Genomic DNA, 15,934 nt, shown 5'->3' with positions numbered 1-15,934 from the left:
ACCTCCTAAATCACAAACAGTTCCATAAAATTCGGGACGGTCGTGTTTTTTAATGTGTGCGGATCATTTAAGAGAGCGGTGATTTGTTCTGTCTGTCTTCTAGGAAAGCGAGTTTTCAAATTGTCAATAAATTTTGCCTTTAGCAGTGGAATGCCTTCAGTACGTCGACGTCGATGGCCAATTGGATACTCGACGACAACATGTTCTGATTGTGTGCCATCTTTATAAAAAACTTGGACGGCATTTGCGATTGACCGTTTTTCAGGATCAAGATAGTCTGTGGAATATTGTTTATTTTCCACCGTTGTCATTTTGGCGCGAAGACGATCAATCTCTGGATTTCTCGCTGTTTCATCTTCATAATGGTCAGCTGTGATTTCACCATAAATCAAACCGATTGCTGTTATATATTGAATGCAATGATCGCGATCTGCCGGATTGTGTAATTCCCCTGTCTTATCAATGATTCTGATCGCTGATTCATGTGTCGTGATGACGATTCGATCGATTTCATCAAGTCTGTCCTTTACTTGATCATGGAGCTGAATAGCCGCTTCTGCAGCTGTTTGAGCATGAAATTCTGCCGGATAGGAAATTTTAAAGAGAATGTTCTCGATCACATAACTATCAAGCGGGCGGTCCAGCGATATTTGTTCACCGCCAAACAGAACATCTTGGAAGCCCCACATTGGTGCAGACAGAGCAGTTTGATAGCCCATTTCTCCTTTTAAGGTCATTAGAGCAAGTCTAACTCCGCGGCTTGTTGCATCACCGGCTGCCCACGATTTTCGAGAGCCGGTGTTCGGTGCATGCCGATATGTCCGCAAGCTGGAGTTATCAACCCAGGCTTGAGAAACAGCATTGATGACATCCGTTTTTGTACCGCCGAAAAGATGACATGCTACAGCCGTAGAGGCGACTTTAACAAACAATACATGGTCAAGCCCTTTTCTATTCAAACTATGATTAAGAGCAAGGACACCTTGAATTTCATGGGCTTTTACAATTGCTTCAAGCACATCACCGATTATGAGCGGTTTTTTACCGGTGGATAGCTGCTGTCTACTCCAAAAATCAGCGGAGGCCAAAATGGCTCCCAAGTTGTCTGACGGATGCCCCCATTCTGCAGCTAACCATGTATCATTGTAGTCAAGCCAACGTATCATGCAGCCAATATTAAAAGCCCCTTGAACGGGATCTAATTCAAATTGTGTACCAGGAACGCGGGTACCATTTGGGACATGAGTTCCCGGAACAATTGGCCCGAGGTGTTTCGTGCATTCAGGATACTTAAGCGCCAATATTCCGCAGCCCAGAGTATCCATTAAAACAAACCGTGCCGTCTCAATTGCTTCCTCACTGTTAATGCTGCCATTCACTGTGTAATCTGCAATGCTTTCTAGTAATGAGTCACATGTTTCAGTCATTATCATTAATATCCCTTCCTTTGTTTGTTTATGGATGGAGGTGCCGCGGTCCTGTATAGTGCACCCTTGGACGATACAGCCGATTATTGGCGTGTTGTTCAATCACATGGGCACTTAAGCCGACAGACCGTGCTGCAAAGAAAATCGGTGTATAAAGATCGATTGGAATCCCAAGTAGATAGTAGATCGGAGCGGCGTAATAATCTAGATTTGGATATAGTCCTTTTTCTTCACGCATTACGTTTTCGCCTGTTTCACACATTTCAAATAAATCTTGTTTGCCTCGTTTTTCTGAAAGTGAAAAAAGAGCGTTTTTTAATAAAGCAGCACGCGGGTCGATCTTTTTCTTATAAACGCGATGACCAAACCCCATAATCTTTTCTTTTTTGTTTAATTTTTCATAAATAAGATGACTAAAACCTGTTTTTGTTTCTCCTTCAAGTAACATATGCATCACGGCCTCATTGGCCCCACCGTGTAAGTTCCCTTTTAAAGAAGCGACAGCTCCTGTAAAAGCTCCATATATATCTGAGTTGGTTGAGGCAATCACTCGAGCAGAAAAAGTTGAATTCGGCATTTCATGTTCACTATAAAGCATTAATGTTTGATCAAAGATAGCGATTTCATGTTCGCTCGGTTCTTTTTCTGTCAGCATATATAAAAAGTTTTCACTGTAAGACATTTGTTGATGAGGTGAGATCACTTTTTGCTGATGTAAAAGTCGGTAACTGTTGACAACAATATTTGGAATTCGTGCAATTAATCGTAGTGCTTTTGCAGTATTGGCTGCAACGGATTGGTCGGTCAGTTCAGGATCATAACCAGCCAGTGCTGAGATACCGGTTCTTAAGGCATCCATTGGGTGAGTAGTTGTTGGAATTGATGAAAGAATGTTGTAAATCTCTTGGGGAAGGTCTTGGTTAAATTTTAAAGCGCTTTCAATTTTTGTTCGTTCCAATTCATTAGGTAGCTTGTGATGGAGAAGGAGATGAACGAGATCCACGTAAGTTTTTTGTTCGGTAAGCTCCATTAAGTCATAGCCTTTGATGACAATTTCTTCAGCTTCAGTATCTAAATAAGATATTTCAGTTTCTCCAGCGATCACACCTTCTAGTCCGGGATTAAACACACTTTGTTTGCCCATTTTTTCACCCCATATTCGTTTTTTAAACGTGATGTGAAATTCTATAAACGTTTGAGCGTTTCTTCGATGGACTTTAAACTGCGTCTTATGTGATAACGCATGGCTTGTTCTGCCAAACTACTGTTTTTTGCTTTCACAGCATTGAAGATCTCGTCATGTTCTTTCAAGGACACTGACGGTTGATAATCAGGGTTTTTGTAGCCGCTGATTCTTCGGTATCGTTCAATTCGGCTATTTAATTGTTGAAGAAAGCGTTTTGCCGTTGCATTTGTACTGATGGTATGCAGCAAAGAATGAAATTCAGATCCGTATTTGACCGTATCTATATGTCGATCTTTTACAGCGGCCATCTTCATACATTCGATCCGGTCTTCTAACTGATGAAGGTCTTCCGTTGTGACAAGTTGCGCGGCTTCAGCAGTCAGGAGTCCCTCAAGGGCTTCTCGCACAGTAAAAACCTCTTTTACTTCAGTGAGTGAAATCGGACAAACACGGAGTCGGCCGTTGCATTGTTTCATGACCAATCCTTCAAGTTCCAGACGATAAAGAGCTTGGCGTAATGGGGTGCGACTAATGTTTAAGTTTTTGGCGAGGTCTGTTTCGGAAAGCTGTGTCGAAGGCTGATATTCAAGTTCAATTACTTTTCTTCTTAATTCGTTGTATGCATAATCACTTGCGGATTGCCTTTTGACTGGTTGTGAAGGTTGCACGTAAAAAAAATCACCTCCTTTTCCAGTAGATACATATAATTGTATACAATAATACAATTGTGTCAATAACAACCACCAAAAAACACCCAACCAAGTAGTTGGGTGTTTCGTTTTAAAGGTCGTATTGATACAAAGAGGGACGTTTTTTGATCCACTCTTTTAGCTCTGTGAGCATTTGTTCATAGCTGACAGGCTGATAAGGAACATCGTCTCGTGTCATTAGTATACTTTTATCAGAATGGAATTGATCATCAGGAACAATTTTAATTCCTCTAGCAAAGATCTCATTTAATAAAAGAAGCAGTTCATATTTGGAGATGAAGCGATTTCCGGTTAAGTGAATTAATCCACTTAATTTAGAATCAAGCAGTTGTTCAATAGCTTTGGCAAGTTCCAATGTTGTCAGCCCGTTCCAAAAAACACGTCTAAACCCCTGTGTCACTTTTTCTTGTTGCATGAACCAATGGAATAACCCAATACCATCTTTTAGCTCTGGTCCGATAATCGATGTTCTAACTGTTAAGTTTTTACCATCCAATATCTCACCAAGACTTTTCGTTTGTGCATAAACCGAACTTCCATCTTTCTCATCTGTTTCCGTATACTTTCCTTTTGAACCTGAAAAAACACAATCTGTGCTAATATGCATCAAATAATATTGGTAGTCATGGCTCCATTCCGCAAGTAAATGTGGCAAAAGGCTATTGACATGAATGGCGTCTTGAAGATTTTTGCGGGCGGCGTCATTTAAGATGCCAGTTGCATTAATGACAACATCAGGTTTTACTTTTTCAAGCAGTTTTTTTGTTTCAGTTGTCTTTTTGACATCTAGAAAAAAACAATTTGAGTGATTTGGCAAGGGGTGTCGTTGTGTCCAATAAACTTCGTATTGTTTTTTGTTAGAGAAAAACTCTTTTATCATATGTCCAGCCATACCGTTTCCACCCAAAATCAGAAGTCTCACTGAATAAATCCCCCTTCTTTCAACATATCAGCAATCTCGAATTTTGACATTAACTGGTTGTTAGATTGATACTTTTGAAAATCTGCTTTTGCAAATTTTTTATAGTGTTTAACTAGTTTTTTTGATGGATGAGAAGGTAGTATCACATAATGTTGGGCGTCATAAAGATAAGTAAATGGCGCTTCGTGATTTGAAACAAGTACTTCATGAAGTTTTTCACCAGGGCGAATTCCGATCTCCTTTATACCAACAGGGTGTGAAGCTAACTCATTAATGAGAACTTCTGCAAGATCTAATATGTTGCAGGCTTTCATTTTCATCACGAAAATTTCCCCGCCCTTTGCTTCCTCTGAGGCTTTGAGTAGCAAGTCGATTGCTTCGCTTACTGTCAAGAAAAACCTCGTCATGTCTTTTGATGTTAAGGTAAGATCTTTGCCGTTTAAGATCAAATCTTTAAAAAATGGGACAACACTTCCGTTTGTTCCTAATACATTCCCACCTCTAATACAAACAAAGTCTGTTTGTTCACTATAATCATTTGCCCGAATCATCAGTCTTTCTCCTAATGCCTTCGTTAAACCATAAAAATTGACAGGGTCAGCAGCTTTGTCAGTAGAAACATCAATGACTTTTTTAACACGATTTTCTAGTGCTACACGAATGACATTTTCTGTTCCAGTGACATTTGTTTTTAATGCTTCTTCAGGCTGATCCTCACAAATTGGAACATGCTTTAATGCGGCTAAATGAAAGATATAATCGACACCCTGACATGCGGCTTCTAAAGATGAGTAATCTCTTACATCACCTATAACAAATTTAAGTGATGGGTTGTAGTTGAATGTTCTTTCCATCTTAATTTGTTTAAATTCGTTTCTTGAAAAAATTCTTATTTCTTTTGGTTTATATAATAATAATTTTTTCGTAAGCTCCGTTCCCCAAGAACCTGTACCTCCAGTAAGTAGAATTCGGGTATTTTTAAACATACTTCCCCTCCTAAAGCAAAACATGATAGAATCTCAAAACTAGCATATAAATGTATATGTTTTTATTCGAAGATCGGTGTGATAGATTTGCTGATGGAACAACAGATTGAGGGGTTAACCTATTCAATTTCACACCTTGGTGAAGCGCGAATATATATAGAGTGAGAGACATTTGTAAAGTGACAAAAAAGGAGTAAAACTGATGAAAATCATGACGATTATTGGTACAAGACCGGAAATTATCCGCTTAAGTTTGATCATTTCCAAGCTTGATCAGTTTGCAGATCAACATATTTTGGTCCACACAGGGCAAAACTATGATAAAAAACTAAGTGAAATCTTTTTTGAACAATTAAACGTACGTAAACCTGATCATCATATAAAATTATCTAGTCATTCAACAGGTGCGCAAATTGGTGAGATTTTTACAGAAGTCGAAAAGTTGATTTTGAAGTTCCAACCGGACAAAGTACTTGTGCTTGGTGATACCAATAGTGCGCTTTGTGCCTTTCTGGCTGAAAGGTATGGAATACCTGTCTACCATATGGAGGCTGGTAACCGTTGTTTTGATCAAGCCGTTCCAGAAGAAATCAATCGCAGAGTGATTGATTCGATCGCATCTTTTAATTTACCTTATACAAACATAGCCAAGGAAAATTTAGAACGGGAAGGTATGCATCCACAAAGAATATGGGTGTCAGGAAATCCGATTTATGAAGTGATGAACCATTATAAAGACAAAATTTCAGAAAGCAATGTACTTGATACCTTAAATGTGAAGAGTCAGTCATTTATTTTGGTTACAGCTCATCGGGCTGAAAATGTCGATATAAAGGAAAGGCTTGAAAGTATTGTGACAGCTCTAACACAACTTGCCCAAACTTATCAAATGCCAATCGTTTGTAGTGTTCACCCACGAACAAGAGATCGCTTGCAGAAGTTTGGTATTCAACATCACAATCCATTGCTAAGATTTTGTGAACCGTTTGGTTTTTTTGACTTTGTTCATCTAGAACAGCATGCTAAATGTGTAATAACAGACAGTGGAACCGTTCAGGAAGAAAGCTGTATACTAAGAATTCCTTCCGTTACGATTAGAAACAGTACTGAGCGACCTGAAACAGTAATGTGTGGCAGTAATGTGATCTCTGGACTTGAAACAAGGAACATTGTGAAGGCCACGGAGTTGATGATGGAGGCAAAAGCCGATTGGGAGCTCCCTAGTGGATATGAAGACGAAAATGTATCAAATAAAGTGGTTCAGTTTATATTGGGTGGATTGAGACATGTTTAATTAATATGGTGAAAGCCTTCTGTGATCGCGTAATCGTTTTTGAAAAAATGTTAACATAGATATGGTCAACGAAAAGGAGGCTTTCATCATGAATCAAGTGTACGAACCCCTACCATTTAGTTTTTACCAACAAGAGACGCTCAACCTTGCTCAATCACTGTTAGGTTGTCTCTTAGTCAAAGAAACATACGAGGGGCTGACTTCTGGGTATATTGTGGAGACAGAGGCCTATAAAGGACCAGAAGACAGGGCGGCACACAGTTATAGAAACCGTCGAACAAAGCGGACAGAAGTGATGTACAAATAAGCAGGACGAGTCTATACTTATCAAATGCACACCCATACATTGTTTAATGTCGTTAGTGCGGGTATTGATGAACCGGAAGCTGTCCTGATCAGAGCGATAGAGCCGAATGATGGTGTTTCTTTAATGGAGAAAAGAAGAAATGGAAGAAAGCTCTCCGACCTGACAAATGGGCCCGGAAAATTAGCAAAGGCGCTTGGAATTACGATGGACGATTATGGAAAACAGTTAACGGAACCACCACTCTATCTTGCAAAAGGATACATTCCTGAAGATATTTCATGTGGTCCGCGAATCGGGATTGAAAATTCTGAAGAAGCACGCTTCTATCCGTGGCGATTTTGGGTTAAGGGAAATCATTATGTTTCGAAATAGATGGCCCTCTCTTTTAGAAAAGTTCCTATCATATAATGCACTTAAATATGAGATAAACTTCATAATTTGAGAAAACAGCAGGATAAAGGTCCTGCTTGTTTTTATTCTCAGATGTTCAAGTTCGTCTTATAGAGGAGGGTCTTTTCGATGATGAATGATCGATTTAAGTTTATTCTCGGTGAGTTGATGGGGGTAGACACACCTTTGACGAGCCATTATTTTGCCAATAAATTGAATGTAACCTCTAGAACAATCAGATCAGATGTGAAAGAACTGAATCAATTTCTTTCTGGGAATGGTGCCTTTATCCAATCAATCAGAGGAGCCGGTTACCAATTATCTATTGAAAATGATGCGCGCTTTCAGCAGTTTTTGCAGCATATGTTTCAAGGGGGATTGAAACACCCAGTTTTCCCAAATGAACGTATTTTATATTTGTTTAAAAGGTTGCTGCTAACTGATGAGTATGTGAAACTTGAAAACTTGGCGGACGACTTGTACGTAAGTAAGTCAACAGTTCAACATGATATGAGAGACATTCGGAAAAGATTAAAACCATATGGTATTCAATTAGTGATCAAACCGAATTACGGATTTAAATTGAGGGGAGAAGAAATGAAATTACGGTATTGTATGGCAGAACATATTTTTCAGAAACAGGAAACAGATCTTGAGATCATTGATACCCAGGTCCCCATTCTTCCAAAAGCAGAGCTGAATATCATCCATGAGACAATTCTAGAAAACATAATGGATCAGCAAATGTTTCTTTCTGATATGGCGTTAAGCAATCTGGTTGTTCACATTGCTATTGCCTGTTACCGAATTCGTAACGGAAAGCATGTCTCACTTTATGAAGCAGATGTAAAAGAGATGATGAATGATCAAGAATATCGTGTAGCTTGTTCCATTGCGCAAAATCTTGAAAAAAAAATAAAAGTGAAGTTTTCAATAGAAGAAACAGTCTATATGGCGATACATCTTCTCGGTGCGAAAAGAACGAAGATAGATCATGATGACATGAAGGACTTTCTGGATGACGAGACAGACCGGCTAGTAGATTTACTCATTGAAACAATCGATCACCAATTCAAGCTCGGTCTAAAAAAAGACAAGCAATTAAAAAATGGGCTTAGCCTCCATTTAAAACCGGCCTTGAACCGCTATCGATATGGAATGGATATGAAAAATCCACTGCTAGACACTATTAAAACGCATGATCCCTTAGCGTTTGAAGCGGGAATCCAAGCAGGTGAAGTGCTAAAAAAGGAGACAGGGTTTGATATAGAAGAAAGTGAAGTTGGTTATCTTGCATTACATATAGGTGCAGCTATCGAAAGAAGAAAAACAAATATTATGTCAAAACGCTGTGTCATTGTTTGTGCATCAGGTGCGGGAAATGCGATATTTCTAGAGAGTAAACTACGGTCAACATTCGGCGCAAAACTACAGATACTTGGAACAGTTAACTATTATAGATTAAAACAAATATCATTAAATGCCCTCGATTTTATTATTAGTACCATTCCTCTTTCTGAAAAGTTGCCAATTCCAGTTATTAAAGTGCATCCCATTTTGGAAGAAATAGATTTTTTCAAAATTAATCATATACTCAATGAAAAGTTGGAATTGGTGGAAAAATACACAAGAGAACAGCTCATTTTTTTACAAAAAACTTTTCAATCGAAAAGTGAAATTCTCCAATTTTTGTGTGAGAAGGCGTTAAAATTAGGCCTTGTGGAAGAAGATCTAACCGCTTCAGTTTTTGAAAGGGAAGCGATCGCACCGACTTATTTTGGAAATCTTATTGCCATTCCTCGTTCAATGACACCAAAATCACTTCAAACATTTTGGGCTGTGTGTACACTACAAAAGCCGATAGAGTGGGAGAACAAAAGAGTTCAATTCATTTGCCTTCTATGCGTTGAAAAAAACAATCCATCACACCTTCAAAAAATGTACAAGTTGGTAGGCCATGTTTTAAATCATCGGTCAATTGTTCATGATTTTTTGAAATGCCAAACATATGAAGAATTTATCGATGTTGTTAGAAAACTTAATGTTTTTCCGCAAGTAAGTGGAAAAACGTTAAGTTAAGATGAAAACGATTCCATTGTAACATGTAGTTGCAAAACAAATTTTGTAGTAAAAGGGGGATATAGGAAATATGAACATTTTGTTAGCCTGTGCAGCGGGAATGTCAACAAGTTTACTTGTGACAAAAATGGAGAAAAGCGCAGAGGCACAAGGAAAGGATCATACAATTTGGGCTGTTTCTGGAGATGAAGTTCAACAACATCTAGACAAGGCAGATGTATTACTCATTGGTCCACAAGTCCGTTATTTGCTGCCGCGATTAAAGAAACTAGGAGAAGCAGAAGGAGTACCCGTCGATGTGATCAATCCAGTCGATTATGGAACATGTAATGGTGCAGAAGTGCTAAAAACCGCTGAACAGCTTGCCAGTGTGTAAGAGGAGGCGGAAAAGCTGAAAAAGTTTAACTGTTTCTTAGAGAAGAAAGTGATGCCAATTGCCGCACGGATCGCCGGTCAGCGTCACTTGCAAGCACTCCGGGACGGTATCATTCTAACGATGCCATTGATCATCGTCGGCTCACTATTTCTGATTCTAGCAAATTTACCGATACCCGGATATCCTGAATGGATGACGGAGATTTTTGGAGACAAATGGGTCGACAAACTAAGTTATCCAGTAGGTGTCAGCTTTGATATTATGGCGCTTATCGCAACATTTGGAATCGCCTATCGCCTTGCTGAAAAATACGATATAGATGCGCTTTCATCAGGAGCGATCGCAGTGGCAGCTTTCCTTCTGACCACACCTTATCAGTTCCCATTTACACCTGAAGGCGCAAGTGAGGCTATTTTAGTATCTGGTGGAATCCCCATTTCACTAATGGGAAGTAAAGGTTTGTTTGTTGGAATGTTAATTGCGATGTTATCTACTGAAATTTACCGCTGGATTGTCCAAAAAGATATTGTTTTTAAAATGCCTGATGGTGTGCCACCAGCTGTCAGTAAATCATTTATCGCTCTTATTCCTGGATTCGCAGTGATTGGTTTGATTTGGATTATTCGTCTCCTCATTGAATTGACGCCTTTTGAAAGTTTGCACAATGTCATCAATGTCATCTTAGGTACACCACTGTCTATTTTGGGAGGCAGTCTTGGCGGAAGCCTTATTGCGGAAACTGTCCAAATGCTGCTGTGGTCTTGTGGTTTGCATGGTGCAAGCATTGTTGGCGGGGTCATGTCACCGATCTGGTATAGTGCGATGGATGAAAACCGCTTGGCTTTTCAAGCTGGTGAAGCATTACCAAATATTTTTACAACCCAGTTTTTTGATATTTGGGTTAATACGGGTGGAAGTGGAGCTACTTTGGCGTTAGTAATCGTCATGTTGTTCAGAGCGCGAAGTAAGCAGATGAAACAGTTGGGAAAACTTGCAATCGGTCCGGCTGTTTTTAACATCAATGAACCGATTATTTTCGGAATGCCGATTGTCATGAATCCACTGCTTTTAATTCCGTTTATGATTTCACCACTTTTGATCATGATCGCAACATTTATAGGGATGAGCACAGGTCTCGTTGCAAAGCCGGCGGGAATTGCAGTTCCATGGACAATGCCACCGATTATTTCAGGCTATTTAGCTACGGGAGGAAAGATATCTGGAGCTGTTATGCAGATGATCAATCTGTTTATCACATTGGCTGTTTACTACCCATTCTTTAGAATGTGGGATAAACAAAAAAGTCAAGAAGAAAATCAGTTAAAAAATGTGACGGTAGAAGCTGAAAACCAGCAGGCCGAGATCTAGAAAAGGGGTGCTGTAATGTCTGAAGAGTTAGAACAAACAATCTTTCAAATGATCCTTCACGGTGGAAATGGAAAAAGTTTGTCCATAGAGGCGGTTGCGAGAGCGAAAATAGGTGAATTTTCTGAAGCAAACAAGAAGCTTCGCATTGCTGAAGAAGAATTGTTAAAAGCCCATCACTTTCAAACTTCTCTCATTCAAAATGAAATAAAGGGGACAAAAACAGTGCCTTCACTGCTGATGATTCATGCTCAAGATCACTTGATGAACGCGATGACAACGAAAGACTTAGCGGTCGAAATTGTTGATCTTTACCAACTGTTCAATCGTGGGGGTGTCAATTCATGAACAAACGTTTAAAGATAGTGACGATTGGTGGTGGGTCAAGCTATACGCCTGAACTTGTCGAAGGCTTGATTAAAAGACATGATGAACTTCCAGTTGCTGAGCTATGGTTAGTCGATATCCCTGAAGGGCAAAAAAAACTTCATATTGTCGGTGAATTGGCAAAACGAATGGTGAAAAAGGCCGGTATTCAAATGGATATCCACTTGACACTAGATAGGAGAGCGGCATTAAAAGATGCGGATTTTGTCACAACTCAATTTAGAGTCGGCTTATTAGAGGCAAGGATAAAGGATGAAAAGATTCCACTAAAATACGGTGTAATTGGACAGGAAACAAATGGTCCTGGCGGTTTGTTTAAAGGCTTACGGACAATCCCGGTCATACTCGACATGGCAAGAGACATTGAGGAGCTATGCCCTAATGCTTGGCTGATTAATTTTACAAACCCTGCTGGCATGGTAACAGAAGCCCTATTCCGTTACTCTCATTTACAGAAAATCGTCGGTCTTTGCAATGTACCGATCGGCATGAAAATGGGAGTTGCCAAAGCGCTTGATGTCGATGAAAGCCGTGTCGATATTCAGTTTGCGGGTTTAAATCATATGGTGTTTGGTCTCGATGTTTTTCTTGACGGTAAAAGTGTGAAAGATCAAGTGCTAGAAGCGATGGCAGATCCAGCAAATGCAATGACAATGAAAAATATTTCCGGGGAAGAATGGGAGCCTGATTTTATTCGCGGTCTTGATCTTATTCCATGTGGGTATCACCGCTATTATTATAAAACAAGAGAAATGTTTGAAAAGGAATTACAGGCTTCAAAAACGGAGGGAACAAGAGCCGAAGTCGTGCAACAAGTCGAAAAAGAACTATTTGAGTTGTACAAAGATCCAAATCTAGCGATTAAACCGCCACAGCTTGAGAAGCGGGGAGGTGCATACTACAGTGATGCAGCCTGTAACTTAATGAGTTCTATTTATAATGACAAGCATGATATTCAACCTGTCAATACACTTCATAATGGGGCGATCGCAAGTATTCCTGCTGATGCTGTAGCAGAAATCAATTGCGTCATCACAAAACATGGACCGAAACCCATTACAGTCGGTGATTTGCCAATCAGTGTTAGAGGTCTTGTTCAACAGATGAAGTCTTTTGAACGTGTCGCGGCAGAAGCTGCTGTAACTGGAGATGTTAAGACTGCTCTAGTGGCAATGACAATTAACCCGCTTGTGCCATCTGATAAAATCGCAAAACGATTATTGGACGAAATGCTTGAAGCACACCAAGCACACCTCCCGCAATTTTTTAAATAATGATCAAGGTTCCGGTTGGACAAGCCGGAGCCTTGATTTACATATTAAAGTAGCAAGATTCCAACACCGCATGAATTTGATCCACTCAAAGCACTTCTGTCACATAAAGAAAGTGAAAGACTTCTCATGTGGATGACAACAAACGTTAAGAGCATAAGGAAATATATTTTGCAAATATGAAAGATGTCTTTAATTGTCCTGATGATAAAAACCACTAGCCTTCGAATACTTGATTTCATTTCATCTAAGAAGTAACTGAGACTTTAGACCTCTTTTCTCGGATAAGAACACGCCAACACTTACTGCTTCTTCCCCGCTATACCAATGATCAACCATAAAAAGCGGATCTCAAGAAACGGCCTCAAGACCAATTTCCCATTTAATTACACACTGCTATCTTGTTAAGATGGAAATGGATAATATTCATCAATTGTAAACAGGCCATTCGTATCAATTGATGCTTTCAGGCCTGAACCTTTGGAGGTTGACCTATGAGAAAACTGATCATAATCTGTTTCACTTTCATGTTAGTTGTGACAGGAGGATGCAGTATGAGTGACAAACAAAACGGCAAAGAAGACAACAATACCAAAGCTGTGAAACCGATTGACATGGACCCGAAAGATTTACCTAAAGTTCCAGCTTTTCAGGATGAGAAGACTAGAGAGTATATGGCGTCTACGAAGGAAGTGGAGCCCGGTTATTATCAGCTTGAGTCGAAGTTGAAGGGGTTTACGATGTTGTTTCCGGAAGACAGCGTAAATATTCCGAAATTTACTAATAACGATGGTGAGGATTTTGAAAGTATTGGTTTTGAAAGTAATAATCCCAAAACAAATATACTTTTTTATGGTACTGTGAGGTACTATCACAAGGAGAGGTTTCTTGAAAATCCAGAAACGATGCTAGATACAATTAGAGGACAAAATGGAGGATATAAAGGTGATTTTAAAAAAGAAAGAATAGAGGACATAGAAATTTATTTTGCACACGAAAAAGACGTATTTGATTTAAAGAGAAAATACAATTATTCATATAGTTATTTTGGGTTGGTAAAATCAACAGAAGAAGACGCCCTAGGAATTCAATATGACTTTACGTTTGGTTGTTTTAAAGATGATCAACCGTGTTCTTTAAATGAAAAGGAAGCAAGAAAGAAAGTAATTAAAATCATTCATTCTATAACCTTCAATAAAAATAAGAAGGAGCAGAAAGATGACAAGTAAAAATATTTTTGCAAATGAGACTGTGAAAATAAGATTAATCGATCTCGAATATAGATACAAAGACCGCTTTAATACAACAAATAAAAACCTAGCAAAAGCAAAGCAGAATTTCGAAGCTGATGTGCGGCGAATTTATAAAGAGGAAACCAATAAGGAACTCCCGAAAGATATAAAGATTTACACATCTAAAGAGCTTTTAAAAAATAAAGATGCATCTATTAAAAATTCAGGTTATGATGGGACAGCCATCCACATAAAAGACAAGAAGCATGACACAGATCAACTGCAAGTCATTTCACAAGGAAGCCAAGAAGACCGCGATTGGGAATATAATTTTTTTGGTCTTTTTGTAGGTATTGATGACAGAGAATATAAGGCAGCAAAGGTATTTACAAAAGAAGCTAAAAAAAAGACGGGGAATCCAAAAGGTTTAAAATCATACGCAATGGGTCACTCACTTGCCAATAATAACCAAGTTCTTGTGCAACTAACTGATAAAGAATTTGATGAAGTCTATGCACTTAATGGAGCACAAATTAGTATAGATCACCTTTTATTTACAGACATAAAATTGACAAAATATATTGCAAGACAACTTAATGTTAGTCCCAACAATATCGACTCCATCCCACCCGAAAAACTAAAAAAAGCCATCATCAAATACTACAAAGACAAAGGTGTCACAGCAAACATCACCCAACGTATCTCCAAAGATGATCCACTTTACGGTGTCAGCGGAAAAGCGGACTTCATCACATTCGGTCATGTCAACATGACAGACACAAACTCAGATATCAAAGGACTTCGCAGTGTCATTGACCATATTCCTGATGAAGATGTGCGAAGTCTGAAAAGATATTTTCAACAGTATTCGGCTGATTATCAAAAAGGCGGACTTAATGGTTTTGTTAAAGCGGCAATAGGTGCCGATACAGAAACCTTTAAAGGCCTTCAACAAGGAGGGCTCTCCTATTTCATTTCGCACATGGATGAAGTTGGTCATCTAGAAACTACCCTCATGAAAAGACTGCCTAAATTAAAGAAGTTTTTCAAAAAAATTAACGATTACAGTGGTCCTGTTCTCGATCAGCTTGAAGCAAACGGTTACATTGATTCAACGAAAAAACAGACATTAAAAACAGACTTCGATCAAATCAATCAGCACATTGAGAAAATGGAAGGGTTACTCGAAGATATTGCAAATTCTCAAGAATTGACAAAATACAATCCAGATGGGAATACGTTAGGTTATGTATTAGCAAAGTACCTTGAGATATATCGTACCTATCTAGACTTGCAAAAATCCCTAGACAAACTCAGTAAAGATTCAAAAGACCTGATTAAACTCCTCGGCGAAGGTCATGGCTTAACACCGATGCTAAACGCCTTAGCCCGAAAAGGCTTCAGTTACCAAGGTGAAGATATGTACTATTCCAAAAAAGGCCAAGATGGCAAAGAGATTAAGGTGAATCTTTCATCAGCTTTGAGAATTTATCGGGACGGATTGAAGGCTGTTTCCAAGGTGGAAAATGAGATTGACAACTATTGTCGCATCATCCAGCAAGAATTCGACCATGATTTTGACCAGAAAAAACGCGATTTAAAAACGGAGATTCATCATATGGAAGCCAACCCAACACTGGCAAAGCTTAATGTCCAAGTGTTGATTCAGTCGGGGTTTAGTCACATATTTGATAACATTGAAAAAGTCGAAGTCCATGATTCATATCAAACAGCGCCGCTTCCTCAGTTCGACGGTATTGTGAGGGAATTAAAAAATATCGCTAGTGACAAGAAGCAGTTTGTCGAAGATGTTCGCTCAAGCATTGAAAAACTGCTTGATCACGACAAGATGATTTCGGCCATGTTCAATTATCAACCGCAGGAAGCTGGATAAAATAGGTGATTGCTAGAAAAAACGAAGACCACCAAAAACTTGCGGGCAACTATCATAATATCATTGAAGCCTTGATCCTAAAAAAGCTACCAGAAAGCCAGTGAAAAC

At 39.0% G+C, this 15,934-nt stretch carries 13 protein-coding genes and 1 pseudogene; 9 read left to right on the top strand and 5 right to left on the bottom strand.

Translation table 11 applies throughout. The features are described from left to right. Positions 1-5: 5 nt before the first annotated feature. The 5 genes from PDT38_RS10670 to PDT38_RS10650 all read right to left on the bottom strand — a co-directional run bounded on the left by PDT38_RS10670 (position 6) and on the right by PDT38_RS10650 (position 5,231). Positions 6-1,433 carry a bifunctional 2-methylcitrate dehydratase/aconitate hydratase gene (locus tag PDT38_RS10670; RefSeq protein WP_270801275.1) on the bottom strand — a complete coding sequence of 476 codons (1,428 nt, stop codon included), beginning with the start codon at positions 1,431-1,433 and terminating at the stop codon, positions 6-8. Between the two features lie 22 nt (positions 1,434-1,455). After that, positions 1,456-2,571 (bottom strand): citrate synthase, encoded by a 1,116-nt coding sequence (mmgD, locus tag PDT38_RS10665; protein ID WP_270801273.1) that lies wholly within the window; start codon positions 2,569-2,571, stop codon positions 1,456-1,458. A gap of 41 nt (positions 2,572-2,612) precedes the next feature. Then, the gene (locus PDT38_RS10660) at positions 2,613-3,281 is read right to left on the bottom strand and encodes a GntR family transcriptional regulator (protein WP_270801270.1); all 669 of its coding nucleotides are present in this window, start codon (positions 3,279-3,281) and stop codon (positions 2,613-2,615) included. A 112-nt stretch (positions 3,282-3,393) separates the two neighbouring features. After that, positions 3,394-4,245: a dTDP-4-dehydrorhamnose reductase family protein gene (locus PDT38_RS10655; RefSeq protein ID WP_270801268.1), complete on the bottom strand. Its 852-nt coding sequence runs from the start codon at positions 4,243-4,245 to the stop codon at positions 3,394-3,396. Further along, positions 4,242-5,231 carry a polysaccharide biosynthesis protein gene (locus tag PDT38_RS10650; RefSeq protein WP_270801266.1) on the bottom strand — a complete coding sequence of 330 codons (990 nt, stop codon included), beginning with the start codon at positions 5,229-5,231 and terminating at the stop codon, positions 4,242-4,244. Before PDT38_RS10650 ends, PDT38_RS10655 begins: the two co-directional genes overlap by 4 nt. A gap of 202 nt (positions 5,232-5,433) precedes the next feature. Here PDT38_RS10650 and wecB point away from each other — a divergent pair, with 202 nt between their 5' ends. The 9 genes and pseudogenes from wecB (at position 5,434) to PDT38_RS10605 (ending at position 15,826) form a co-directional block, all read left to right on the top strand. Then, entirely contained in the window at positions 5,434-6,525 is a 1,092-nt protein-coding gene (gene wecB, locus PDT38_RS10645) for a non-hydrolyzing UDP-N-acetylglucosamine 2-epimerase (RefSeq protein WP_270801263.1), read from the top strand. 88 nt (positions 6,526-6,613) lie between these two features. Further along, positions 6,614-7,204: pseudogene (locus PDT38_RS10640) on the top strand (DNA-3-methyladenine glycosylase). A 147-nt stretch (positions 7,205-7,351) separates the two neighbouring features. Then, positions 7,352-9,301 (top strand): BglG family transcription antiterminator, encoded by a 1,950-nt coding sequence (locus PDT38_RS10635; protein ID WP_270801262.1) that lies wholly within the window; start codon positions 7,352-7,354, stop codon positions 9,299-9,301. 70 nt (positions 9,302-9,371) lie between these two features. After that, positions 9,372-9,677: a PTS sugar transporter subunit IIB gene (locus PDT38_RS10630; protein WP_270801261.1), complete on the top strand. Its 306-nt coding sequence runs from the start codon at positions 9,372-9,374 to the stop codon at positions 9,675-9,677. A 51-nt stretch (positions 9,678-9,728) separates the two neighbouring features. Continuing rightward, positions 9,729-11,045: a PTS cellobiose transporter subunit IIC gene (gene celB, locus PDT38_RS10625; protein ID WP_270801259.1), complete on the top strand. Its 1,317-nt coding sequence runs from the start codon at positions 9,729-9,731 to the stop codon at positions 11,043-11,045. Positions 11,046-11,060: 15 nt separating this feature from the next. Beyond that, a complete protein-coding gene (locus tag PDT38_RS10620) occupies positions 11,061-11,390 on the top strand; it encodes a PTS lactose/cellobiose transporter subunit IIA (RefSeq protein ID WP_172298662.1) in 330 nt (109 codons plus the stop codon). Beyond that, on the top strand, positions 11,387-12,703 hold the full coding sequence (locus tag PDT38_RS10615; RefSeq protein ID WP_270801257.1) for a 6-phospho-beta-glucosidase: 1,317 nt from the start codon (positions 11,387-11,389) through the stop codon (positions 12,701-12,703). Before PDT38_RS10620 ends, PDT38_RS10615 begins: the two co-directional genes overlap by 4 nt. 491 nt (positions 12,704-13,194) lie before the next feature. Then, the gene (locus PDT38_RS10610; protein WP_270801255.1) at positions 13,195-13,929 is read left to right on the top strand and encodes a lipoprotein YvcA; all 735 of its coding nucleotides are present in this window, start codon (positions 13,195-13,197) and stop codon (positions 13,927-13,929) included. Then, positions 13,919-15,826 (top strand): DUF6792 domain-containing protein, encoded by a 1,908-nt coding sequence (locus PDT38_RS10605; protein ID WP_270801252.1) that lies wholly within the window; start codon positions 13,919-13,921, stop codon positions 15,824-15,826. Before PDT38_RS10610 ends, PDT38_RS10605 begins: the two co-directional genes overlap by 11 nt. Positions 15,827-15,934 lie beyond the last annotated feature (108 nt).

Origin of the sequence: Bacillus changyiensis, assembly GCF_027706145.1 — a bacterium.
GTDB classification, from domain to species: Bacteria; Bacillota; Bacilli; order Bacillales; family Bacillaceae; genus Bacillus; species Bacillus changyiensis.
Note: the sequence above shows the minus strand (reverse complement) of the source record. Positions and strands in the feature narration are given on the sequence as shown.